Origin of the sequence: Achromobacter sp. UBA2119 (assembly GCF_002331005.1) — a bacterium.
In the GTDB taxonomy this organism is placed as follows: Bacteria; Pseudomonadota; Gammaproteobacteria; order Burkholderiales; family Burkholderiaceae_B; genus Achromobacter; species Achromobacter animicus.
The window spans coordinates 327,211-348,344 of the sequence record NZ_DCYD01000017.1 but is presented as its reverse complement, the minus strand read 5'-3'; the positions used below and the strand labels follow the sequence as shown (position 1 = coordinate 348,344).

Annotated in this window: 24 protein-coding genes; 2 read left to right on the top strand and 22 right to left on the bottom strand. The window is 66.7% G+C overall.

Features of this window, described 5'->3' with window-relative positions; genetic code table 11:
• Positions 1-3: 3 nt before the first annotated feature.
• The 11 genes from fliP to fliF form a co-directional block, all read right to left on the bottom strand.
• Entirely contained in the window at positions 4-795 is a 792-nt protein-coding gene (gene fliP, locus B3098_RS20770) for a flagellar type III secretion system pore protein FliP (RefSeq protein ID WP_370633024.1), read from the bottom strand.
• A gap of 34 nt (positions 796-829) precedes the next feature.
• Complete coding sequence (gene fliO, locus B3098_RS20765; RefSeq protein ID WP_056570231.1) at positions 830-1,153, bottom strand: flagellar biosynthetic protein FliO; 324 nt, start codon at positions 1,151-1,153, stop codon at positions 830-832.
• A gap of 11 nt (positions 1,154-1,164) precedes the next feature.
• Positions 1,165-1,713, bottom strand: coding sequence for a flagellar motor switch protein FliN (fliN, locus tag B3098_RS20760; RefSeq protein ID WP_286898728.1), 549 nt, complete (start codon positions 1,711-1,713; stop codon positions 1,165-1,167).
• On the bottom strand, positions 1,706-2,713 hold the full coding sequence (fliM, locus tag B3098_RS20755; RefSeq protein ID WP_175126262.1) for a flagellar motor switch protein FliM: 1,008 nt from the start codon (positions 2,711-2,713) through the stop codon (positions 1,706-1,708). Before fliM ends, fliN begins: the two co-directional genes overlap by 8 nt.
• A gap of 2 nt (positions 2,714-2,715) precedes the next feature.
• On the bottom strand, positions 2,716-3,360 hold the full coding sequence (gene fliL / locus B3098_RS20750) for a flagellar basal body-associated protein FliL (protein ID WP_175126261.1): 645 nt from the start codon (positions 3,358-3,360) through the stop codon (positions 2,716-2,718).
• Positions 3,361-3,529: 169 nt separating this feature from the next.
• On the bottom strand, positions 3,530-4,915 hold the full coding sequence (locus tag B3098_RS20745) for a flagellar hook-length control protein FliK (RefSeq protein ID WP_286898727.1): 1,386 nt from the start codon (positions 4,913-4,915) through the stop codon (positions 3,530-3,532).
• A 24-nt stretch (positions 4,916-4,939) separates the two neighbouring features.
• A complete protein-coding gene (gene fliJ, locus B3098_RS20740; RefSeq protein WP_175126259.1) occupies positions 4,940-5,392 on the bottom strand; it encodes a flagellar export protein FliJ in 453 nt (150 codons plus the stop codon).
• Complete coding sequence (fliI, locus tag B3098_RS20735) at positions 5,385-6,812, bottom strand: flagellar protein export ATPase FliI (RefSeq protein WP_279974741.1); 1,428 nt, start codon at positions 6,810-6,812, stop codon at positions 5,385-5,387. Before fliI ends, fliJ begins: the two co-directional genes overlap by 8 nt.
• Positions 6,813-6,898: 86 nt before the next feature.
• The gene (gene fliH / locus B3098_RS20730) at positions 6,899-7,642 is read right to left on the bottom strand and encodes a flagellar assembly protein FliH (protein WP_286898726.1); all 744 of its coding nucleotides are present in this window, start codon (positions 7,640-7,642) and stop codon (positions 6,899-6,901) included.
• A complete protein-coding gene (gene fliG, locus B3098_RS20725; protein WP_175126257.1) occupies positions 7,635-8,645 on the bottom strand; it encodes a flagellar motor switch protein FliG in 1,011 nt (336 codons plus the stop codon). The genes fliH and fliG overlap by 8 nt, the downstream gene beginning before the upstream one ends.
• Positions 8,635-10,311 carry a flagellar basal-body MS-ring/collar protein FliF gene (gene fliF, locus B3098_RS20720; RefSeq protein ID WP_175126256.1) on the bottom strand — a complete coding sequence of 559 codons (1,677 nt, stop codon included), beginning with the start codon at positions 10,309-10,311 and terminating at the stop codon, positions 8,635-8,637. Before fliF ends, fliG begins: the two co-directional genes overlap by 11 nt.
• 331 nt (positions 10,312-10,642) lie before the next feature.
• On the opposite strand from fliF, the gene fliE reads away from it, so the two are divergent.
• Positions 10,643-10,975, top strand: a complete 333-nt coding sequence (gene fliE / locus B3098_RS20715; protein ID WP_175126255.1) for a flagellar hook-basal body complex protein FliE — start codon at positions 10,643-10,645, stop codon at positions 10,973-10,975.
• 89 nt (positions 10,976-11,064) lie between these two features.
• On the opposite strand, the gene B3098_RS20710 is transcribed toward fliE, so the two are convergent.
• The 7 genes from B3098_RS20710 to B3098_RS20680 form a co-directional block, all read right to left on the bottom strand.
• Entirely contained in the window at positions 11,065-11,868 is an 804-nt protein-coding gene (locus B3098_RS20710; RefSeq protein WP_279974742.1) for a flagellar brake protein, read from the bottom strand.
• A 14-nt stretch (positions 11,869-11,882) separates the two neighbouring features.
• Positions 11,883-12,209 carry an EscU/YscU/HrcU family type III secretion system export apparatus switch protein gene (locus B3098_RS20705; RefSeq protein ID WP_175126254.1) on the bottom strand — a complete coding sequence of 109 codons (327 nt, stop codon included), beginning with the start codon at positions 12,207-12,209 and terminating at the stop codon, positions 11,883-11,885.
• On the bottom strand, positions 12,209-13,576 hold the full coding sequence (locus B3098_RS20700) for a flagellar hook-length control protein FliK (RefSeq protein WP_286898725.1): 1,368 nt from the start codon (positions 13,574-13,576) through the stop codon (positions 12,209-12,211). The genes B3098_RS20705 and B3098_RS20700 overlap by 1 nt, the downstream gene beginning before the upstream one ends.
• The gene (locus B3098_RS20695; protein WP_175121949.1) at positions 13,573-13,923 is read right to left on the bottom strand and encodes a flagellar protein FliT; all 351 of its coding nucleotides are present in this window, start codon (positions 13,921-13,923) and stop codon (positions 13,573-13,575) included. The genes B3098_RS20700 and B3098_RS20695 overlap by 4 nt, the downstream gene beginning before the upstream one ends.
• A gap of 48 nt (positions 13,924-13,971) precedes the next feature.
• Positions 13,972-14,400 carry a flagellar export chaperone FliS gene (gene fliS / locus B3098_RS20690; RefSeq protein ID WP_175121948.1) on the bottom strand — a complete coding sequence of 143 codons (429 nt, stop codon included), beginning with the start codon at positions 14,398-14,400 and terminating at the stop codon, positions 13,972-13,974.
• Between the two features lie 20 nt (positions 14,401-14,420).
• A complete protein-coding gene (gene fliD, locus B3098_RS20685) occupies positions 14,421-15,815 on the bottom strand; it encodes a flagellar filament capping protein FliD (protein WP_286898724.1) in 1,395 nt (464 codons plus the stop codon).
• 143 nt (positions 15,816-15,958) lie between these two features.
• The gene (locus B3098_RS20680) at positions 15,959-16,336 is read right to left on the bottom strand and encodes a flagellar protein FlaG (protein ID WP_175139155.1); all 378 of its coding nucleotides are present in this window, start codon (positions 16,334-16,336) and stop codon (positions 15,959-15,961) included.
• A gap of 139 nt (positions 16,337-16,475) precedes the next feature.
• On the opposite strand from B3098_RS20680, the gene B3098_RS20675 reads away from it, so the two are divergent.
• On the top strand, positions 16,476-17,213 hold the full coding sequence (locus B3098_RS20675) for an IclR family transcriptional regulator (RefSeq protein WP_286898723.1): 738 nt from the start codon (positions 16,476-16,478) through the stop codon (positions 17,211-17,213).
• Positions 17,214-17,234: 21 nt separating this feature from the next.
• On the opposite strand, the gene B3098_RS20670 is transcribed toward B3098_RS20675, so the two are convergent.
• The 4 genes from B3098_RS20670 to B3098_RS20655 all read right to left on the bottom strand — a co-directional run bounded on the left by B3098_RS20670 (position 17,235) and on the right by B3098_RS20655 (position 21,084).
• Positions 17,235-18,401 (bottom strand): acyl-CoA dehydrogenase family protein, encoded by a 1,167-nt coding sequence (locus B3098_RS20670; protein WP_286898722.1) that lies wholly within the window; start codon positions 18,399-18,401, stop codon positions 17,235-17,237.
• Positions 18,391-19,632 carry a CaiB/BaiF CoA transferase family protein gene (locus tag B3098_RS20665; RefSeq protein ID WP_286898721.1) on the bottom strand — a complete coding sequence of 414 codons (1,242 nt, stop codon included), beginning with the start codon at positions 19,630-19,632 and terminating at the stop codon, positions 18,391-18,393. The genes B3098_RS20670 and B3098_RS20665 overlap by 11 nt, the downstream gene beginning before the upstream one ends.
• Positions 19,629-20,600 carry a Bug family tripartite tricarboxylate transporter substrate binding protein gene (locus B3098_RS20660; protein WP_286898719.1) on the bottom strand — a complete coding sequence of 324 codons (972 nt, stop codon included), beginning with the start codon at positions 20,598-20,600 and terminating at the stop codon, positions 19,629-19,631. The genes B3098_RS20665 and B3098_RS20660 overlap by 4 nt, the downstream gene beginning before the upstream one ends.
• A 67-nt stretch (positions 20,601-20,667) precedes the next feature.
• Positions 20,668-21,084, bottom strand: coding sequence for a cupin domain-containing protein (locus B3098_RS20655; protein WP_175121941.1), 417 nt, complete (start codon positions 21,082-21,084; stop codon positions 20,668-20,670).
• Positions 21,085-21,134 lie beyond the last annotated feature (50 nt).

Below are 21,134 nucleotides of genomic sequence, written 5' to 3'. Positions count from 1 at the left end.
GCGTTACTGGTAGAAGCTCTGGGCCAGCGAGCCCATGAGCAGGTTCCAGCCGTCGGCCAGCACGAACAGCATCAGCTTGAAGGGCAGCGCCACGGTGACCGGCGGCACCATCATCATGCCCAACGCCATCAGGACGCTGGCAACCACCAGGTCGATGATGAGGAAGGGAATGAAGATCGTGAAGCCGATCTGGAAGGCGGTCTTCAGTTCGCTCGTGATGAAGGCCGGCACCAGGATGCGCATCGGCACCTGCGAGGGGTCTTCCAGCGCGGGCTGCTTGGCCAGGTTGGCAAAGAGCGCCAGGTCGTTCTCGCGTGTCTGGTGCAGCATGAAGGTGCGCAGCGGATTCGCGGCGCGTTCGACCGCGGCCTCGAACTGGATCGTGCCTTCGGACAAGGGCTTGTAGGCGTCGGTGTAGATCTTGTCGAACACCGGCGACATCGTATAGAAGGTCAGGAACAGCGCCAGGCCGATCAGCACGTGGTTGGGCGGCGACATGGCCGTGCCCATCGCGCTGCGCAACAGGCCCAGCACGATGATGATGCGCGTGAAGCCCGTCATCATCAGCAGCGCCGCCGGCAGGAACGACAGCGACGTCATCAGCAGCATGGTCTGCATGCTGAGCGAGTAGGTCTGCGAGCCATTCGCGCCCGGCGTGGCCGTCAGCGCGGGCAGCGTGGCCTGCGCCACCACGCCGGCCGGGAAAAAGGCCAGGCCCAGCACCGCGGCGGCGGCCAGCATGGGCAGCGCGCGCTGGGCGGCGCGGGCGGTAGTCGTGCGGGTAGGCAAACTCATGGGTATCGCTTGATTCGCGCCGGGGCGTTGAGCCCTAGCGGCGCTTGAGTGCCTGGCCCAGCTTGGCCGCGAAGGCGGCCGTGGGCAGAGGCGAACCCTCCGGCAACTGGCCGGCGGGCAGGGTATGCAGGGTGGTGAGCTGGTTCGGGCCAACGCCCACCACCAGCCAGGTGTCTTCGATCTCGACGACGACGACGCTTTGGCGCGGACCGACCGGCATGCTGGCAACCTGGCGCAGCACGTTGCCGCCGCCGCGCTGGACCAGTCCGGCGCGCTTGGCAAGCCACGCCGCGGCCAGGATGGCGGCCACCACCAGCACAAGGCCGATGATGACGCGCAGCAGGGCAGGTTCGGTCATGGCGCCAGGGGTCAACGACGGTTGTTCAAGCGGTTGATCCGCTCGGACGGGGTGATGATGTCGGTCAGGCGGATGCCGTACTTTTCTTCGACGACCACGACTTCGCCCTGGGCGATCAGGTAGCCGTTGACGAAGATGTCCATCGGTTCGCCGGCCAGGCCGTCCAGTTCCACCACCGAGCCCTGGCCCAGCTGGAGCAGGTTCTTGATGGTCAGGCGGGTGCGGCCAAGCTCAACCGTCAGCTGGACGGGAACGTCCATGATCAGGTCGATGTCGGTGCCTTGGCCGGACGTGGCGCCGGCCAGCGGCTTGAACACGGACGCGGCGGCCGAGGCCGTGGCGGCCGGCGCCGCGGCGGGAGCCGGTGCCGGGGCAGGAGCGGCGGCGGGCGCCGCGGCAGCGGGCGCGGCAGCCTGTTCGGCCATCGCGGCGGCCCAGTCGTCCTGCGGCTTCAGACCGTCGGCTTGCGTGGGCGGGTTGGCGCGGGATTGTTCGGCGAGCGCGTCGGCCCAGTCGTCGGCCGGGGACGAGCCAGTGCCGGGCTCGTTCTTGTCAGTCATGGTCAGAGGCCTCGTTGGGTTCTGTATCGTGGGTAAACAGGTTTTGTACGCGCAAGGCGTATTGGCCGTTGAAGACGCCGTAGCCGCATTCCATCAGCGGCACGCCGTCGACGTGGGCGATGACGGTTTCAGGCACGTCCACCGGAAGGACGTCGCCGACCTTCAGGCTCATCAGTTCGCGGATCGACGACGGGATGCGGGCAAATTCCGCGACCACGTCGATGTCCGCGCTGCGCACCTGGCGGGAAAGCTGCTGCGACCAGCGCTGATCCACTTCTTCGAGCGTCGTTTCCTGCAGCGGGCGCGTCAGCAGATCGCGCACCGGCTCGATCATGGAGTAGGGCAGGCAGATGTTCAGGTCGCCGCCGGTCGCGCCGAATTCGATGTGGAACGAGGAGACCACCACCACTTCGTTGTTGCCGGTAATGCTGGCGAACTTGGTGTGCATCTCCGAGCGGACGTATTCGAACTCGATCGGGTAGACGGGATCCCAGGACTTGCCGTAGCTTTCCAGGGTCAGGTTGAGCAGGCGCCGGATGATGCGCTGTTCGGTGGTGGTGAAGTCCCGGCCTTCGACGCGCGTGTGGTAGCGGCCATCGCCGCCGAACAGGCTGTCGATGACCAGGAACACCAGGTTCGGGTCGTACGTAAAAAGCGCCGTGCCGCGCAGCGGCTTCATCTGAATCATGTTCAGATTGCTGGGAACCGGCAGGTTGCGCTCGAAGTCCGCGTACTTCTGGATCTTGATCGAGCCGACGGTGATGTCGGCGCTGCGGCGCATGAAGTTCAACAGCACGTTGCGCATGTTGCGCGCAAACCGCTCGTTGATGAGCTCCAGCGTCTGCATGCGGCGGCGCACGACACGCTCTGGCGAGCTCAGGTCGTAGGCACGCGCACCGCCGTTCTGGCCGTCGGATTCCTTTTTACTATCGCTCTCGCCGGTGACGCCGGCTAGCAGCGCATCGACTTCGTCCTGCGAAAGAAATGCCTCGTAGGCCATGCTTATTGCACCACGAACGCCGTGAACAGCACGTCGGTCACGTACTGGCCGTCAGGCAGGGGCGAGAAGGGACGGTTCACCGCCTGCTTGATGGCCGTGATCATGTCGGTCTTGCCTTGCTGCGTCTGCACCGCAGTGGGCGATTGCGACGACAGCACCATCAGGATGCGGCTGCGCACTTCGGGCATGTACTTTTCCAGGCGCGTGCGGGTCTGTTCGTCGCTCACGCGCAGGGTCAGGCCGACGTGCATGATGCGTTCCGTGTCCGCGTTCTGCAGCGTGACGGTGAAGGCTTCGATCGGCACGAAGATCGGCGCGGGCACGGCGATCGGGGTGGCAGACGGCGCGACGAAGGTCGTCGGCGTGGCCTGCGGGCCTTGGCCGGGCTGGCCTTGCACGCCGCCGGCCTGGCCGGGCTGACCCGGCTGGCCGGGTTGGCCGCCAGGCACCTGGCCCACGCCAAGCTGCACCGGAGCGCCGCCTTGCGGTTGCTGCAGACGCTGCGTGATGAACCAGGTCGCGCCGGCGCTGGCCGCGGCAACCAGCAGCAGCACCAGGATCGCCAGCAGCGGCCGAAGGATGCGGCCAATGCCGCCGGAGGACTTCGCGTCGCGCGCCGGCGCGGGAATGGGTTTGATTGTCGCCATCTGGAGTTCGATGCGTGTTTGCCGCTGGTGAAAACGGATTCTTAGTGGATGAAAGCATTCTGCCCGAATTCACGCCGCCGCTTGGAGGCGAAAAACAGGGCGAAAGCCGCGTATCTCAAGCTATTGCTGCACTGCCCGCATCCGTTGCCGGACACGGGCCGCCGGATCATTACGCGAACGTGTCGACCAATGCGTTGGCGTTGCGCGACGCCGTCACTGCGGGCTGCGCGGCATCTGCCCCGCTGTCCGCCACGGCGACGCCGCCGCCATGCTGACGCTGCGAGCCGTTGCCGTTCTGTTGCGCGAATTCCTGCTGCGCGGCTTGTTCACCGACGCTGGTCTGGCCCAGCGAGATGCCGGCCTGGGCGAGCGCCTGCTGCAACTGCGGAATGGCGACTTCGATCGCCTGGCGTACCGACGCATGCGCCGACACGAACGAGGCGCTGGCCACGCCGTCCGCCAGGTTCAGGCTGACGCGCAGCGGACCGAGGTCCGGCGGATCCAGCCGCAGTTCGGCGGTCTGCATGCCCTGGCGCACGTTGTTGCTCATCATGACCATCTGCTGGCCAAGTTCGGTGCCCCAGTGGGTGGCGCCGACCGGCGTGGCCACTTGCATGACGACGGGAACGATGGGCTGCGCGATGGCGGCCTGATTGACGACCGGCAGCGCCTGGCGCTGCGTGGCGGCGGCCAGCGCGTGGGCCAGCGCTTCCTGCGGATTGGCGCCATGCTGCGGCGCCTGGAATTGCGGGGCCGAGCCGGCCAGCAGGTCGGGCTGCTCTTCGTCGGCAACGTGGGCGGGCAGCGCCGGAGCGGCTTCCTTCTGGTCGGCGGGCATGTCGCGCGCGACGCGCGGCAGCGGCAGGTCCAGGGCGGCCTTCGGGGCGTCGGCCTTGACCGTTGCCTTGGCGTCGACGGGCGCCTGGGCAACCGGCGCGGAGCCCGGCTTGACGGCGGCAGTGACGACCGGCAGCGCGGCTTCGGCTTCGCGAGCGATCTGCGCGGCGGCGGCCTGCGCCTGACCGGCGGTCGCGGCTGCCGGTGTCTGCTGAGCGGCCTGCGGCACCAGCGTGTCGGCGGCGTTCAGCGCGGCCGTCAACACGGCGGCGCCCTGATTCATGGCGGTGGCGGTTGCTGCGGCATTGCCGCGCGCAAGCTGCACCTGCTCGGCGGCCTGGGCCGCAATCTCCAGGGCCTGTTGCGGCAGGTCGGACGCGGCGACCGGCTGTTGCGCCGCAACGGCGAGCGCGCCGGCTTCGGCCTGGCCGGCGGTCTGCACCGCATCGTTGATGGCGCCGGCGGCGGCGCCTTCGGCCGTGCTCGCCGGATCGCTGGCCTTGCCGTCCTTGGACGGCGTCTTGCTGTTGCCGTTTGCAGGGCGCGCATCGGCGGTCTGGTCGGGCCGCTGCTGGGCCGGACGCTGTTGCGCCAGCACGTCGGAAAACGAGGGGCCTTTATCTTTCTTGTGCGCGGCAGGCGGCTTTGCGCCAAGCACGTCGTTGAGCGACGTCGGGGCGGCCGGTGCGAGCGAGGGCAAGGGCAGGGGAGCGGTCATCTGGGGCTTCCTGTGAGGAACTGCTTAATGCATCCCGCTGGCCTGGCGCTGGACCAGGCGGGCGGAGTATTCGTCGTTGGCGCGCTGTTCGCGGCGCGATTCCACGAGGGCCTGGGCGCGCTGCTCGCGTTGCGCCAGGGCATCGTAGGAGTTGAGCTTGCGCTTTTCCTGCTGCCAGTAGAGCTGGCCCTTGGACAGGTTTTCCTCGGCCTGGCGCAACACGCCTTGCTGCTGGCCGATTGCGTCGTCCAGCGTGCCGATGAAGCGCTGATAGTTGTGGCAGTCGCTGGCCGCCATGCCGCTCGTCATCGCCGTCTGAAGGCGCTCGAGGTAGTCCTGGCGGTAGTCGTGCAGCATGGAAAGCTGGCGCTGCGCATTGCTGCGTTCGGCGGTCAGCCGGCCCAGCAGGCGAGCGGCTTCGTCCGTGCTCTCCTTGGCCAGGTTGATCAGCATGTCCAGAGGCAGTTGGCTAGGCATAGGTGTCCCGTGATTCGAAACTGGCTCGCAATTGATTGACGGCGTCTTCGTAGCCGACGTTCTCGCCGATGTCCTGCTGCAGGAAGGCTTCCAGGCGCGGGTAGCGCGCGATGGCGTCGTCCAGTTGCGGGTCGTTGCCGGCGGCGTAGGCGCCGACGGCGATGAGGTCGCGATTGCGCTGGTAGCGCGACAGGCTTTGCTTGAAGCGGCGCACGATCGAGAACTGCTGCGGCGTGATGAGCGAAGTCATTGCCCGCGAGATCGACGCTTCGATGTCGATGGCGGGGTAGTGGCCCGATTCGGCCAGGTGCCGCGACAGCACGACGTGACCGTCCAGAATGGCGCGCGCCGAGTCGGCGATCGGGTCCTGCTGGTCGTCGCCTTCGGCCAGCACGGTATAGAACGCCGTGATGGACCCGGCCTTGCCGGACGGACCGGGCGCGCCCATGCCCGCGCGTTCCACCAGCGTGGGCAGCTTGGCAAACACCGACGGCGGATAGCCCTTGGTGGCGGGCGGTTCGCCGATGGCCAGCGCGATTTCCCGTTGCGCCATTGCGTAGCGGGTCAGCGAGTCCATGATCAGCAGCACGTCCAGGCCCTGGTCACGGAAATGCTCGGCCAGGCGCGTCGCATAGGCGGCGCCCTGCAGGCGCAGCAGCGCTGACACGTCGGCCGGTGCGGCCACCACGACCGAGCGCGCCAGACCTTCGGGACCCAGGTTGTGCTCGATGAATTCCTTGACTTCGCGGCCCCGCTCGCCGATTAGTCCGACGACGATGACGTCGGCCTTGGTGTAGCGGGCCATCATGCCCAGCAGCACCGATTTACCGACGCCGGACCCTGCGAACAGACCCATGCGCTGGCCGCGGCCGACGGTCAGCAGACCATTGATGGCGCGCACGCCGGTGTCCAGCACCGTATCGATGGGCGCGCGCGACAGCGGGTTGATCGGCTGGGCCGACAGGGGCGCGAGTTCGGCGCCCGTCAGCGGACCCAGTCCGTCGAGCGGGCGGCCGGCGCCGTCCAGCACGCGGCCGAGCAGCGCGTTGCCGACGGGCAGGTGGCGGCCAAGCTGGGGCTTCGCGTTGCCGTTCAGTTCGGCCTTGCGCGGCAGCGGAATCTGGCGCTGCACGGGCGGTTCGCCGGGCACGACGCGCGCGCCGGGCGGCAGGCCGGAAATGTCGGCCTGCGGCATCAGGTACAGCGTGTGGCCGTCAAAGCCCACGACTTCGGCGTCGGCCCAATGGTCATGGCCGCGCGCGATCTCGATGCGGGCGGCAGCGCCGACGGGCAGGCGCAGGCCGGTGGCGTGCAGCACCAGACCGGTCGCGCGCGTGATCTTGCCGCTGACCAGCCAGGGTTCGGTGGACGCCGCGCGGATCGAGCCGATCTCAAGCTGCGTCTGCCAGCGGTCGAGCACGGGCGCGGTCGGTTTGGCCGCCGCGGAAGCGGCTGCGGCGCCCGCGAGGGGCGGCTGGCCGGATTGCTCGGAAGCCGGATGGCCGTTCACACCGGCTCCTCCCAGGATGCGTTGCGGCCGAGCGAGGCGGCCACGCGGCGCCAGCGGGTCTGCAGCGTGGCGTCGATGTCGCCGAAAGGCGTCTCGGCGCGGCAGCCGCCGCGCAGGATCGACTCATCGGCCAGCACGCGCCAATGGCCTTCCTTCAACTCGTCGGCCAGGTGCAGGCGGATCAGTTCGATATCGTCCGGATTGGCCCACAGGCGCATCTGGCCGCCGGCCGTCGGATTGATGTGCAGCACGTCTCGAACCGCGTTCACGACGGTCTCGGGCTGTTCGGCGAGGGTGGTGCGAACCACTTGCTGGGCAATGTCCAGGGCCAGCGTCAGCAGGCTCTGGCCCATCTTTTCTTCCAGCGCGCCGATCGACACGGCGCAGGCTTCGACCAGCGTGTGCAGGCGTTGCGCCTCGGCGGCGCCCTGTTCGCGGCCCTGGGCCAGGCCTTCCGCATGACCGGCTTCGCGGCCAGCGGCAAGGCCGGCCTCGTAGCCCGCCTGCTGGCCGGCTTCCATGCCCGCGGCGTGGCCGCGCGCCAGGCCTTCCTCGTGTCCTTCCGCGATGGCCTGGGCGCGCAACTGCGCCATCACCACGGCGGGATCGGGACCCGGATCGGGTTCGGGCTCGGGTTCGACTTCGACGGGCGCCGGCTCGTCGAACGACAGCATCTGCCAGCGACGCCAGGCGGCGCTGCGCGAGATGAGCGTCGTCGCGCCGTTGTCCGCTTCAGACATACGCGTCGTCTCCGGAATTGCCCAGCACGATCTGGCCGCTTTCCGCCAGGCGGCGGGCGATCTGCAGGATCTTCTTCTGTTCGGTCTCGACCTTCGACATGCGGATCGGGCCCTGGGCTTCCAGGTCCTCGCGCAGCATTTCGGCTGCACGGCTGGACATGTTGCGCAGGAACTTGGCGCGCAGCTCTTCCTGGGCGCCCTTGAGCGCGACCATGAGCGTGTCGTTGTCGATTTCCTTGAGGATGAGCTGGATGGCGCGGTCCTCGACGTCGAGCAGGTTGTCGAAGACGAACATCTCGTCGATGATCTTCTGCGCCAGGTCGTTGTCGCGTTCGCGCAGGCTGGCGACCACGGTCTCTTCCTGCGTCGAGTTCATCATGTTCAGGATCTCGGCCGCGGTGCGCACGCCGCCCATCTTGCTGCGCTTGGCGCCCTGGCCGGCCAGCACGGAGTTCAGCACTTCGGTCAGTTCGGACAGCGCCGCCGGCTGCACGCCGCCGAACGTGGCGATACGCAGCATCACGTCGTTGCGCAGGCGGTCCGTCAGGAGGGCCAGCACACCGGCCGCGCGATCGCGCTCCAGGTGAACCAGGATGGTCGCGATGATCTGCGGGTGCTCGTCGCCGATCAGTTCGGCCACGGTGTTCGGATCCAGCCAGTTCAGCGCGTCGATGCCGCTGCCGCCGTCGCCGGCTTCCAGGATGTCTTCGATCAGGCCGGCGGCGCGATCGCTGCCCAGCGCCTTGGTCAGCACGCTGCGGATGTAGTCGTCCGAGCCCAGCGTCACGGCCATGAACTGGTCGGCTTCCAGGCGGAACTCTTCCAGCACGACGGCGACGTCGTTGCGCGTGACCTGCTTTAAGCTCGCCATCGCGGCGCCGACCTGCTGGACTTCACGGGCGCTCAGGTACTTGAACACTTCAGCCGCGGCGTCTTCGCCCAGCGACATCATCAGGACGGCGCTGCGCGTCATGCCGTCCATGGGCAGGGAATCATTTTTCATCTTTGGTCATCCAGGTGCGCAGGACCATCGCGACAGCGCGCGGATCCTTGTTGGCCATGGTGCGTGCGCGCTCAAGGTTGTCCTGATAGCGGTCGGTTTCCTTGGCGCGGGCCAGGTCCTGCGCTTCGCGGGCGGCTTCGGCGCGCTCGGCTTCGGCCTGCTCCGGATCCACCGGCGGGTACAGGTACTCGGTGACCGAGCGGCGAATCTTGCGGTACAGCCACAGGGCCAGGACGCCACCGACCAGCCAGAGCAGGATCGTCTTGAACAGCGAGATCATTTCCGGATCGCGCCACATCGGCAGCGGCGGCGGGCCGTCGTTGAACTGGCTGTTGACCAGGTTGAGCGAGTCGCCGCGGCCTTCGGAATAGCCCATGGCTTCGCGCACCAGGTTGGTCAGTTTGTTCAGTTCCTCGGGCGGCAGGGCCTGCAATTCGCCGTCCTTGTCGCGCACGTAGTTCACGACCACGGCCACCGACATGCGCTTGAGGTTGCCCGTCGGCTGCTTGATGTGGCTGATGGTGCGGTCGACTTCGTAGTTCGTCGTCGCGTCGCGGCGTTCGTTCAGGTTGGCGGCGGCAGCCTGGGTGCCGGTCTGTTGCTGCTGTTGTTGCTGCTGCTGCGCGTTGGCCTGCGGCGGCTGGCCGGGACGCGGCGGCTGTTGCTGCGGCGGATTGGCGATGGGCGCCTGCGCGTTGGCGGGGGCCTGGTTCGACAGCGCGCCGGGCACGCCCTGAGCGGGGCCGACGCCGCGCTGCGTGGAATCGCTGGTCTGCTGGCTGCGCACGGCGGCCTGGCCAGGTTCCTGGTTGGGACGATAGACCTCGGACGTTTCCTCGCGGCGCGAGAAGTCGACGTCAGCCGTGGCCTGGGCGTGCACGTTGCCGGGGCCGACCAAGGGATTCAGGATGGTGAGGATGCGTTCGACGGTACGCTGCTCGATCTCGCGTACGAAGCGAAGCTGATCGGCGTCCATGCCGCGGCCTTCACCCAGCGGGGAGGACAGCAGGCGGCCGTTCTGGTCGACGATGGACACGCTTTCGGCGGTCAGTTCCGGCACGCTGGAAGCCACCAGCCACGAGATCGCGGAGACCTGGGCGTCGCTCAGGCTGCGGCCCGGGTACAGGTTCAGCAGCACGGAGGCGGTGGGCGCCTGGCGCTCGCGCACGAACAGCGACTGGCGCGGCATGGCCAGGTGGACGCGGGCGTGCTGCACGGTGTGCATGGCTTCGATCGAACGGGCCAGCTCGCCCTCCAGACCGCGCTGGTAGTTGATCTGTTCGGCAAACTGGCTGGCGCCGAAGCGGGCGTTGTCCATCAGCTCGAAGCCGACGGAACCGCCGCGCGGCAGGCCTTGCGACGCAAGCTGCAGCCGGGCGTCATAGACGCGGTCGGCCGGCACGAGCAGCGCGGTGCCGTTTTCGTTGTAGCGGTAGGGCACGTTCATCGAGCCCAGGGCGGTCACGATGGCGCCGCCATCGCGGTCGTCCAGGTTCGAGAACAGCACCTTGTATTTCGGTTCGCTGCTCCACATGGCCACGGCGACGATCACCGCGACGAGGGCTGCGGCGGCGCCGATCAGGACGGGCTTGGGAAGCGCACGGACCCGTTCCAGCACGGGGAACTTGGCCAGAAGCGACGAGCTCAGGGTAGCCTGCTGATTCATTGACGGCTCCCGCTGGCTTCGCGGAGCAGGGAAAATGACTTCATGTCTGGGTAGGGCCGATTACACATGCAACGTGCTTCTGGTCTGGGGAGAGCGTGGATTATTGCCCCTGAGACAGCAATCCCAATCGATGAAAACAGCCGTTTTTTGGCGTTACTTAAGCCCTATGTCGATGACGAGGCGCAAAGCGGGGCCGTATCCCCGGCAAGGGGTGTCCGCATTCGTTGAAATGTCGGGTTTTTTGGCGGTTCTTGTCGGCTATGGACCGGTCCGATCGGCGTTACGCTGCGTGTGCACTTTGGCGTAATCCCCCACCAGCAAGGAATAGGTAATGGCTGTATCAGGCTTGTCCGGCATCGAAGGCATGCTCCAGCAGATGCGCGCGGTCGTGAGCAAGGCGGAGACCGGTAATCTGGGCGCCGGCGACGCCGTGGCGCAACCCGACGGTTTTGCCGCGGAACTGCAGCGCTCCATCCGTCGCGTGACCGCCGCGCAGAACGCGGCCAGCAATCAGGCCAAGGCCTTCGAGCTGGGCGCTCCCGATATTTCCTTGAACGACGTCATGATCGACCTGCAGAAGGCAAGTCTTGGCTTCCAGACGGCGGTCCAGGTGCGCAACAAGCTGGTGGCGGCCTACAAGGAAATCTCGTCGATGGCCGTGTAAGGCCCGCGACTTGTACAAAGGCCTTCCCGCGGGAAGGCCTTTTGCGTTTCAGTCGCGCCCTTTGAGTTGCGCCGTCGGGCAGCGCGCCGTCAATTGCGCTGCGCGCCTTTCTCCAGGCGCCACACCACCTGCTGCAGCCAGTTCTCCTGGCGCGCGTTCAGGTTCATGAACAGCGCGCCCACATGGCTGACCGGCGGCTCGCCCGTCAGCGACACGTGCTTGGGCGCCTCGCCGTCGCTGCTGCCTTCGGCCGAGGCCATCGGCTGCCCCGATACCGGATAGATGTTGCGCACTTCCAGGTCGGCGCTCAGTTTGCCGAGTTCGCCGAAATCCAGCTCAACGTCTTCCATCACCGCGCCGCGCTCGGGCAGCTGGCCCACGGCCAGACCCACGCGCAAGCCCACGCCGTCCACCGAGATGTCGCGCACGGTAAAGCCCACGGGCTTGTCCGCGGGCGCCGGTTGCCACGTGGCCAGACAGCGGCTGGCGCTGGAGATCATCGAGGCGCGGAACATCTTGCGGCGCTGGATGCGGGCAAGACGATCAGGGAAGGGCGACATCAGCGCCGCGCTGCCGTCATCGAAATGGATGACTTCCGGGCGCTGGATGCGGAAGCGGATCTGCACGCCGCCATAGGCGGTGGCATTGAAGTGGAAGGTCGTGCCGCTGAGCAGACCCATGCTGTCGGACTGTTCAAAGTCCGCGCCGTCGTAGTCGCGCGGCCGCCAGAAGAACTGGCGGGTCTGCTTGTCGGCGCCCAGGATCAGCACGGCGATCTCCCGGTCCGCGGCGTCGCGCACCAGGATGTGGCTGTCGGGGTGCGTCAGCTCGAAGAGCGCTGAGCGCATGTCTTCCGGCCGGGTCAGCAGGAATTCCGGATCGGCGGCATCCAACACGGTGATCGTCCTTAGGTAGAGATTTCGGGCCGCGCGGCCTGGGGGATGTCGCGCGATTCCAGGCGGTACAGCCAGGCGAGCAATTCTGCCACCGCGACATAGAGTTGGGGAGGAATATGTGCATCCAGGTCGACCTGCATGAGCAGACCCACCAGTTCGCGCGATTCGTGCACGTACAGCCCGTTTTCCTCGGCCGCCCGGACAATCGTGTCCGCCAGCTGGCCATAGCCCTTGGCGACCACGCGCGGCGCGCCGTCGCTTTCGTCGTACGAGATGGCGACCGCCGCGTTGCGGTTGGCGTTCGGGCCGGCGTCCGCGGGGGAGGGAGGGGTGTTCATCAGAAATCGTTGGGGATGACGAGACGGGGTTCAACCACGTTCACGGTCAGATTGCTCAGGGTCAGCCCGGCGGCCAACAGGCGCGAGCGTAGCATGTCCGACGAATCGTTGATCTCGGCCGCGCTGTGCGGCGCAATCAGCTGCAGCACGATCTGGTCTCCGGCCAGATTCAGGCGGGCGTCGACGAGACCCAGGCGCGGCAGGTCCAGCTTCACGCGCGTGGCCCAGGTCGGCACGGCCGATTCGCGGTCCTCGCCGTAGGGGTCGCGCTCGACTTCCCACTCCATCGGGGTGCCGGGCCAGGCTTCGCCTTGCCAGTTCAGCGTCTGGTTGGCCAGCACGTCCAGTTGCTGGCGCACCAGCACGGTCAGATCCTGATGGATGCCGGTGATCGGCGCGCCGGGTGTGGATGATGAAGACGACGTTCCCGAGGCCGAGGGCGCATCCGCGCCGGCGCCCGAGCGGCTGGCGCCGGCGGCTTCGCCGCGGCTGCGCGCCTGGGTGCTGGCGTGCGCGGCGGTGTCGCGCGACATCCTGGCCTGGGGTTCGTTTTCCAGTGTGGCGGGGTTCTTGCGCCCGAACACCATGTCGGTCAGGTGCGATTCGTAAAAAAGGCCGCTGGTCTGCAGGGCGGTGCGCAACGCCTGGCCCAGCGCGCGGGCGGACGGGCCGCCTGCGGCCAGCGAGGCATGCGTTGCGGCTTCGGCCCCTTTCGCGTCACCGGCCTGGCCCGCCGGGTGCCCGGCGCCCGGCTTGGCGTTGGCGGCGTCGGCGGCTGCGGTGGCCGACGGCGCGGCGGCAGGGGCGCCAGCCGGCAGGGTGGTCGAAGCCGGAAGCGGGGTGGTCGTCGCCGCGGCGGGCTGGCCGGGCTGACCGGCCTGCGCGGGCTGGCCCGATTGGGCCGCAGCGGGCTGTCCGCCAGGGGCCGCACCGCCCGCCTGCTGTCCGCCCTGCGCGTCGGCGCTCCATAGCGGCGCGCGCCCCTGCACGGCCGGGGCCGCTTCGGGGTACTGCGCGAGCAGGGCAAGAATGGTGCGCGCGGTCGTGCCCAACGTGGTCGGCGCCGAGGCCGTGGTGTCGCTGCTGGTGACCAGGCCGCGCGCGGCTAGCGCCAGCGCGGCGGCGGTTTTGGGGTCGACAACAGTATTCTGGCGGTCGCCTCGGGCGCCGCCAGTCTGTATGCCTTGCCGGGTATCGCGCGCGGAGCCGTCCGACGGCCCGGCCTTCTCCGGGCTGCCCGGCTGGCTGACCGCGTCCGGCCGCGCGCCGGAAATCTGGTTGGCGTTCGCGGCGGACATCGTCGTGCCCAGCACGGCGTCCAACCGCTGCACCAGGACGTTGCCAAGCGCGGCGGGACCGATGCTCATTGGTCAGACGCCTGGTTGCCGTAAGCCGACAGCAGGGTCTGCTGGCGCTTCATGCGTCCCAGCAATTCGCCCAGCCGCGCCAACTGGGGCAGCGCCAGATCACGCGTCATGGCATCGTTTTCAAGAATGCGCACAAGCAGGTCGTATTTCATGCTGCGGCCGGCCTCGTCCAGCGGACTGGACGGCTCGGCATGCCGCAGGCGTTCGACCTGTTCACAGTAGAGCTGACCGTGCACAAGCGCGGTGTCCCAGTCGCCGGCCTGGGCGGCCGTCAACATCTCGCCCGTTGATTGGGCGATCTCCTGATACTGTTCCAGGATGGCGGAGTACTGGGTGAGCGACGTCATAGAAATCTCGGGCGAGCGATGGCTGGCAATAGTCGTTGTGGGGGGCCATCAAAGCGTTGCGTCCGGGGCAGGCCGATCGATGGAGGTCTGCCAGGCGTCGGAAAGGTCCGCCAGCAGGCGGTCTGCGATGTCGAGCTGCTCGACGTCCGCTTTAAGGTTTGCCATGAGCAGCGTGCGGACGATGTAGTCGTACAACCGGCTCAGGTTGGCGGCGATGTCGCCGCCGGCTTCCATGTTCAGGCCCATCTTCAGGCCCTCGTCGACGATCTTGATTGCCTTGGTGATAGCTGTCCCGCGCTCGGCGACGCGACCTTCCTGCATGTGCAGGCGCGCTTGTCCGATTGCCGCGCGCGCACCCTGGTAAAGCAGGGTGATCAGCCTCTCCGGCGTGGCGCTCATCACTTGGGTCTCCAGGCCGATATCGGCGTAGGAGCGGGCAGAGTATGAGCCTGTGGGGCGGCGCGCGGCGTACGTCATTTAATGCATCTTCTCGGTTATCACTTCGACGACTTGTTCATGGCCGCGAATTGCTGCGTCAGATAGTTGGCCGTGACCGATTGCTGCGCCACGAATTTGTCCAATTGGACGAACTGGGCGCGCATCAGCTCGAGCTGGGCTTCACCGGCTGCCTTGGCGCGCGTGTACTGGTCTTTCACGGTGGCGATCGATTTGGCCAGGCCGTCGGTCTTGGTCTTGATCGAACCGGTGTCGCTCAGGATGTCCTTCGTGGCCTTTTCGAAATTGGCGGCCAGGCCGTTCGTGCCGGTCAGCAAGCGCGAGACGTCGGCGCCGTTCGTGGACAGTGCCTTGTCCAGCTTGGTCTGGTCCAACGTGAGCTGGCGCGTCTGCGGGTTGGTCGTGATGCCCAGGTCGGCCAGCGAACGCAGGGAGCCTTCGCCCGACAGCACCTGCAGCGCACCCGCCAGGGACGACTGGATGGCGCGCGTCGTGCCGTCGCCGGTCAGCGGCTGATTGGTGGCGGCGGCGGCGTCGAAGGCCGTCAGATTCTTGATCGTCGTCTGCAGCGTGTTGTAGGCGGTGACGAAGCTCTGGATGGCTTTGCTGGCCACCGAGGGGTCGCTTTCCAGCTTTAGCGTGATCGGCTTGTTCTCTTCAGTCTTGGACGACAGATTGAGCGTCACACCGTCAATGGCGGTCGAAATGTTGTTCGTGCCGCTCTTGATCGGGATGCCGTTGATGTCGATTTCGGCATCGACGGCGTCGGTGGCCGTCAATTTGCTATTGGTTGCATCGGTGCTGCTATAGCTAAGGATGTTCTTGAGCTTGTCGTCACCCGTCACGGTAATGGACTTCACGGAAGCCTGGACGCCGGTGTCTTTCGCGGACAGCATCAGATAGCTCTGGGCATCCGGCCCATCGCCGTCGGTGATGACGGTGGCACGCACCCCCAGGGTATCGTCCGCATTGATGGCTTTGACGATGCCGTTGAGCGAAGTGTCGCCTTTCAGGTCGACAGTCTTCTTCTTGCCATTGGCCAGTTCGACCTCAAACGAACCCGTGTCGCCGTTGGACGCCTTGCGGTCCGCAACCGCACCCGATTTCAGGGTCTGGGAAGTGGCAACGTTCTTCACGTTGATCGTGTACTGGCCGGCCACGGCGCCTTCGGCGGCCACGGTCGCGGTCAGGGCGTCGCCGCCGGTCACGCTGCCTTTCACGGCGCCCAGCGTCTCGGGCTTGCCGAGCGCTGCGGCAGCCTTCTGCACGGCTTCCACGGCGCTCTTGAGCTGGCCGAACGCCGTAACGCGGGTCTCGAAGCTGGTCTGCCGTACGGTGTACTGCTGCAGCCTCTTTTCCTCGGCGGCTTCCAGCTTCGAGAGGATGTCCTCGAGGGGCAAGCCTGAATTCGAACCGAGGTTGGTAATGGTGGCCATGTGAAATTCCTTCCTAGCGATGCAATTCTGACAAAAATGTGATCCCGGCTATTGGCCGGGTAAAGGCATAAGGCGGGCCTAATTCGGCGGTTCTCTCACCGGGCCGCGCGTCAATCTTGGCGAACGGTGTTTTAAGTGCCGGATCAGGCCGACGTCTTGATACCGTTCCCTTGCATGTTCACGATCATCTTGGCGATCTTCAGCACCGCTTCGCTGGGGATGGTGCGCAGGACGTCTCCCGACTCCGCATCGATCACCGACACCACCACCTGGTGCACATTCGGGTCGATTTCGAACTGAAGCTGGGTCGACCAGGCCTTCATCTGTTCGTTGATCTCATCCAGCGCCTTATCCAGGGGCATTTTTTGCGAATTCGCCTGGTCGGACGTGGCGCCGCCGGAGGAGCTGCTGTCGGTGGTCGCGGGCGCCGGCGTGGCGGTGGCAGCAGGGTCGGGCGTGGCGATAACGGTCGAAACCGGTAACGACGCGAACGCTGCGGGGGCTAACGGGGTTACGGCCATGATCACTCCAACGGCGAGGGGGGCGTCTCGGAGAACGCGCTGTTTTCAGGAAATTCTCAGTTACCATAACGGCACCCTCGCAGGGAACTTTAGCCTTGCGCAAATGGATGGTTCACGTGCTAAGAGTCTGGATCGGGCAATGAGTGTCAAGACGGCGTTGCGAGTTATCGAAATCATCGAAACCTTCGCCCGCGAGAAACGCGCGCTGCCCTTGTCGGAATTGGCCCGGTTGCTCGATGTGCCCGTGTCCAGCTGCCTGGCGCTGATCCGCACGCTGACCAGCCTGGGCTACCTCTATGAAACGGGCCGCCGCCAGGGCTATTACCCGACAGGCCGGCTGCTCGCCATGGCCCAGCGCATCGCCCGGGCCGATCCCGTTCTGGATCGCGTCTATCCCAGTCTTGTCGAATTAAGGGACGCTACTCGCGAAACCGTGGTCTTTGCCAAGCTGTCGCCGGATGGCCGCGTTGTCTATCTGGATGTGCTGGATTCGCCGCATACGATCCGATACGCGCCTGTTGCAGGCGAGTTCAAGGATGTTCACGCAAATTCGCTGGGAAAGGCGCTGCTGTCGCTGCTGGACGAACCGGCCCGCGACGCCTTGCTGGCGGACATCCCCATGACCCGCTACAACGACCGGACCCTCGTCACCCGCGAGGCGCTGCTGGCGGACCTGGACGCCTCGCGGCAGCGGGGGTGGTTCATGAACAGCGGCGAGTCCATTGCCGACGTGGGCGCGATTGCCTGGCCGGTCACGCTGTCCGGCGAACACTACGCCATTTCGGTGGGCGGCCCGATCTACCGGATCGAGCCAGAACAGGAAACCTACGCCCGCATCCTGCGGGCGGCCTGCACGGGACTGGAGCAGCAGGCCTGACCCGCGCCTGCCGCCGTCCGCTCAATACGACTTGGGCAGCCCCAGCACCTTTTCCGCGATGAAGCACATGATGAGCTGCGGGCTGACCGGCGCGATGCGCGGGATGAAGCTTTCGCGCAGCAGCCGCTCCACGTGGTACTCCTTGGCATATCCCATGCCGCCCAGCGTCATCACTGCCGTCTGGCAGGCGTTGTAGCCGGCCTCGGCCGCCAGGTACTTTGCCGAATTGGCAGCGGGGCCGCACGGCTTGCCCGCGTCGTACAGGCTGGCTGCCTTGAACACCATCAGGTCCGCGGCCTCCAGCTGCATCCAGGCCTGGGCGAGCGGATGCTGGATGCCCTGGTTTTTGCCGATGGGGCGTCCGAACACGGTGCGTTCGCCCGCGTACTTGACGGCCCGGTCCAGCGCGGCGCGCCCGATCCCCACCGCTTCGGCGGCGATCAGGATGCGCTCGGGGTTCAGGCCGTGCAGGATGTATTCAAAGCCACGGCCTTCCTCGCCGATGCGGTCGGCGACCGGAATCCGCAGGCCGTCGATGAACAGCATGTTCGAATCCACGGCCTTGCGGCCCATCTTCTCGATCTCCCGCACCTCGATCTTTTCGCGGTTCAGGTCGGTGTAGAAGAGCGACAGGCCCTGCGTGGGCTTTTCCACCTCGGACAGCGGGGTGGTGCGCGCCAGCAGCAACATCTTGGTGGCCACCTGCGCGGTCGAAATCCAGATCTTGCGGCCATGCACGATGTATTCGTCGCCCTGGCGCACGGCGCGGGTGCTCAGCTTGGTCGTGTCCAGCCCGGCGTCCGGCTCAGTGACCGCAAAGCAGGCTTTTTCCCGGCCGGCAATCAGCGGTTCAAGCCAGCGGCCGCGCTGCTCGTCGGTGCCAAACACCACCACCGGATTCAGCCCGAAGATGTTCATGTGGACGGCCGAGGCGCCGGTGAAGCCGGCGCCCGACGCCGCGATGGTCTGCATCATCAGCGCAGCTTCGGTCATGCCCAGGCCCGCGCCGCCGTATTCCTGCGGCATGGCGATGCCCAGCCAGCCGTCGCGCGCCAGGTCGGCGTGCAGCGGTTCCGGAAAGCCGCCTTCGCGGTCGCGTTCCAGCCAGTATTCGTCGGGATAGCGTTCGCAGATGCGGGATACGGCGTCGCGCAATGCCAGTTGCTCCGGGGTGAATTCAAAGTCCATCGTTGTTTCCGTCCTGGGTAATGCCACGGGCAAGCATGGCGTCGATCTGTTCCTGTCCATAGCCCGCTTCGGCCAGCACCTCGCGGCTGTGCTCGCCCAGCCGCGGGGCGGGGCGGCGTATCGAGGTCGGCGTGCCGGCGTAGCGGCCGAGCGTCCCGGTGGTGCGGATGCGGCCTTCCGAGGGGTGGTCCATTTCCTGGATGAAACCGGTCGCGGTCAGGTGCTCGTCCTGGATCAGGCCGTCGATGGTGTAGAGCTGCGAGGCCGGAATGTCGGCGCGCGCCAGCTCGCGGAGCCAGTCGTCGCTGGGGCGGGTGGCGATCACCTCGGCCACGAAGGCATAGACCTCGCTGATGTGCGCGGCGCGGGCGCCATGGGTGCTGAAACGCGGGTCCTGCGACAGCTCCGGCCGCCCGATCAGTTCAAAGAAATTGCGCCAGTGCTTGTCGTTGTAGATCAGCAGGCAGATGTAGCCGTCCGCTGTTGCGTACGGCCGGCGATGCGGCGCCAGGAGGCGCGCGTAACCGGTGGGTCCCATCGGCGGCTCGAACGTCGAGCCGCCCAGGTGGTCGCCCAGCACCATGTGCGCCATGCCCTCGAACATGGGGATCTCCACCGGCTGTCCGCGGCCCAGCGTCCGGGCGCTCAGCACCGCGGACACCAGCGCAATGCCGACGTGCAGGCCCACAGCACGATCCGCCAGGGTCAGCGGCGCGTAGCGCGGCACGTCGCCGCTTTGCTGCGCGGACAGTGCGGCAATGCCGGTCTGCCCCTGGATCAGGTCGTCGTAGGCGGGGCGGCCGGCATAGGGACCAGCCTCGCCGAACCCATAGGCGCCCACGTAGACGATGCGCGGATTGCGCGCAGTGACCGCTTCGTACGACAGGCCCAGCCGCGCCAACGCTTGGGGGCGGATGTTGTAGAGCAGGGCGTCGCAGCTTTCGGCCAGTTTCAGGCAGGCCTCAAGGCCTTCGGGCGTCTTCAGATCCAGCACGATCGAACGCTTGTTGCGGTTCAGGTGCAGGTAGAGGTGCCCCATGCCGGGGTTGCGCATGGGGCCGACGGCCCGCATGTTGTCCCCCGCCGGCGACTCCACCTTGATGACGTCCGCGCCCAGGTCCGCCAGGACCTGGGTTGCGTACGGCCCCATCACCACCGAGCTCAGATCCAGGATGCGCACGCCGGCCAGCGGCCCGGCAACCGGCGTTTCAGGCAGGGGCTGGTCGATCATTGCTGCTCGATCCCCGCGTCACGGATCAGCTTGCCCCACAGGTCGCGCTGTTCGCCAACAAACTGCGCGAAGGCTTCGGGCGTGCTCGAGAAGGCGTCAAACCCCAGTCCCGCCAGGCGCTTTTTCACGTCGGGCTTTGCCACGATCTGGTTGATGGCCGCATTCAGCTTGGCCACGATCTCGGGCGGCATGCCTGCGGGGCCGAAGTAGCCGTTCCAGGAGTTCAAATCGAAGTCCGGCACGCCCGCTTCGGCCATCGAAGGCAGGTCGGGCACGATGGCGCTGCGCTCGGCGGTGGAGACGGCCAGCGCGCGCAACTGGCCCGATTGCACGAAGGGCAGGCCAGAGGTCAGGTCCGTGAACATGAAGTCCACCTGTCCGCCGACCACGTCGGTAAGGCTCTGCGGCGTGCCTTTATAGGGCACATGCAGGATGTCGATCTTGGCGCGGTTGGCCAGCGTGGCGCCCGCGACGATGCCGGTGCTGTTGCCGCTGGCGTAGGTGATGCGGCCAGGATGCTTCTTGGCGTCGGCCACCAGGTCGCCCACCGTCTTCCAGGGGCGCTTGGGATTCACGACCAGGATGAAGGGCAGGTTGCCGCCGCGCGCAATCGGGGTGAAGTCCTTGACCGGGTCATACGGCACGTTCTTCATCAGCCAGGGGGCGGCCGAATGGGAGGTGTTGGTGGTGACGAAGAGCGTATAGCCGTCCGGTTTGGCGCGGGCCACGTAGTTGGCCGCGATCGTCGCATTGGCGCCCGGCTTGTTCTCCACCACGACCTGCTGACCCAGCAGGGTCGACAACTCGGCGCCGAAGATCCGTCCCACGGCGTCCGTCCCCGATCCGGCGGGGAAGGGCACCACCAGGGTGATGGGTTTGTTGGGGTAATCGGCGGCATGGGCGGGGCCAGCCGCCATCAAGGCGGCGCCGCTGACCAGCGCGGCGCCCAGCAGGCGTAGGGATTGCATGGGTGTGTCTCCTGTATTTATGTAATAAGGCGCGGCTCTCGCGGCCGCTGCCTGCGCAAACGCCGCGTCAAGCGGCTGAGGGTGGCGCCGGAAAGTCGCGGATCACGCGATCGGGGGATTCTTCGTACGGGGGCGTGTAGATCACCAGCAGCCGGGCCGGTTCGTCGCTCGTCACCGTGAAGACGTGGGGGATGTCCGGGGGGAAGTAACAGCAGTCGCCGGGGCCCATGTCGGCCCATTCGTCCTGCACCTGCGCGCGGGCGGTGCCCGAAATCAGGTAACAGACCTGTTCGATGCCGGGATGCGCGTGCGGCAGGGCGCCCTTGCCCTTTTCGATCACCCCCAGCAACACTTCCACGCCGCGGGCGCCGACGGTCTCCGGGCTGATCAGCCGGCGGTTGAGGGTGCCGGTGTGATTGGCGGGGCTGTAGCCCGGTACGTCGGCTTCACGCACCAGCCATTTGGGAGTCGAACGCTGCGTCATGTCTCTTCCTTTTATTTTTCATACATGAATTTATTTTTACGTATGAAAAA

What these genes read in the sequence shown, in the direction of transcription:
- fliL (WP_175126261.1), bottom strand. Translation starts at nt 3,360, where the DNA reads ATGGCGACAATCAAACCCATTCCCGCGCCGGCGCGCGACGCGAAGTCC.
- fliP (WP_370633024.1), bottom strand. Translation starts at nt 795, where the DNA reads ATGAGTTTGCCTACCCGCACGACTACCGCCCGCGCCGCCCAGCGCGCG.
- B3098_RS20680 (WP_175139155.1), bottom strand. Translation starts at nt 16,336, where the DNA reads ATGGCCGTAACCCCGTTAGCCCCCGCAGCGTTCGCGTCGTTACCGGTT.
- fliS (WP_175121948.1), bottom strand. Translation starts at nt 14,400, where the DNA reads ATGACGTACGCCGCGCGCCGCCCCACAGGCTCATACTCTGCCCGCTCC.
- fliM (WP_175126262.1), bottom strand. Translation starts at nt 2,713, where the DNA reads ATGGCCTACGAGGCATTTCTTTCGCAGGACGAAGTCGATGCGCTGCTA.
- B3098_RS20700 (WP_286898725.1), bottom strand. Translation starts at nt 13,576, where the DNA reads ATGAGCATCGGTCCCGCCGCGCTTGGCAACGTCCTGGTGCAGCGGTTG.
- B3098_RS20670 (WP_286898722.1), bottom strand. Translation starts at nt 18,401, where the DNA reads ATGGACTTTGAATTCACCCCGGAGCAACTGGCATTGCGCGACGCCGTA.
- fliO (WP_056570231.1), bottom strand. Translation starts at nt 1,153, where the DNA reads ATGACCGAACCTGCCCTGCTGCGCGTCATCATCGGCCTTGTGCTGGTG.
- B3098_RS20665 (WP_286898721.1), bottom strand. Translation starts at nt 19,632, where the DNA reads ATGATCGACCAGCCCCTGCCTGAAACGCCGGTTGCCGGGCCGCTGGCC.
- B3098_RS20655 (WP_175121941.1), bottom strand. Translation starts at nt 21,084, where the DNA reads ATGACGCAGCGTTCGACTCCCAAATGGCTGGTGCGTGAAGCCGACGTA.
- B3098_RS20675 (WP_286898723.1), top strand. Translation starts at nt 16,476, where the DNA reads ATGAGTGTCAAGACGGCGTTGCGAGTTATCGAAATCATCGAAACCTTC.
- fliD (WP_286898724.1), bottom strand. Translation starts at nt 15,815, where the DNA reads ATGGCCACCATTACCAACCTCGGTTCGAATTCAGGCTTGCCCCTCGAG.
- B3098_RS20705 (WP_175126254.1), bottom strand. Translation starts at nt 12,209, where the DNA reads ATGAACACCCCTCCCTCCCCCGCGGACGCCGGCCCGAACGCCAACCGC.
- fliE (WP_175126255.1), top strand. Translation starts at nt 10,643, where the DNA reads ATGGCTGTATCAGGCTTGTCCGGCATCGAAGGCATGCTCCAGCAGATG.
- B3098_RS20745 (WP_286898727.1), bottom strand. Translation starts at nt 4,915, where the DNA reads ATGACCGCTCCCCTGCCCTTGCCCTCGCTCGCACCGGCCGCCCCGACG.
- fliJ (WP_175126259.1), bottom strand. Translation starts at nt 5,392, where the DNA reads ATGCCTAGCCAACTGCCTCTGGACATGCTGATCAACCTGGCCAAGGAG.
- B3098_RS20660 (WP_286898719.1), bottom strand. Translation starts at nt 20,600, where the DNA reads ATGCAATCCCTACGCCTGCTGGGCGCCGCGCTGGTCAGCGGCGCCGCC.
- fliN (WP_286898728.1), bottom strand. Translation starts at nt 1,713, where the DNA reads ATGACTGACAAGAACGAGCCCGGCACTGGCTCGTCCCCGGCCGACGAC.
- fliH (WP_286898726.1), bottom strand. Translation starts at nt 7,642, where the DNA reads ATGTCTGAAGCGGACAACGGCGCGACGACGCTCATCTCGCGCAGCGCC.
- fliG (WP_175126257.1), bottom strand. Translation starts at nt 8,645, where the DNA reads ATGAAAAATGATTCCCTGCCCATGGACGGCATGACGCGCAGCGCCGTC.
- B3098_RS20695 (WP_175121949.1), bottom strand. Translation starts at nt 13,923, where the DNA reads ATGACGTCGCTCACCCAGTACTCCGCCATCCTGGAACAGTATCAGGAG.
- fliF (WP_175126256.1), bottom strand. Translation starts at nt 10,311, where the DNA reads ATGAATCAGCAGGCTACCCTGAGCTCGTCGCTTCTGGCCAAGTTCCCC.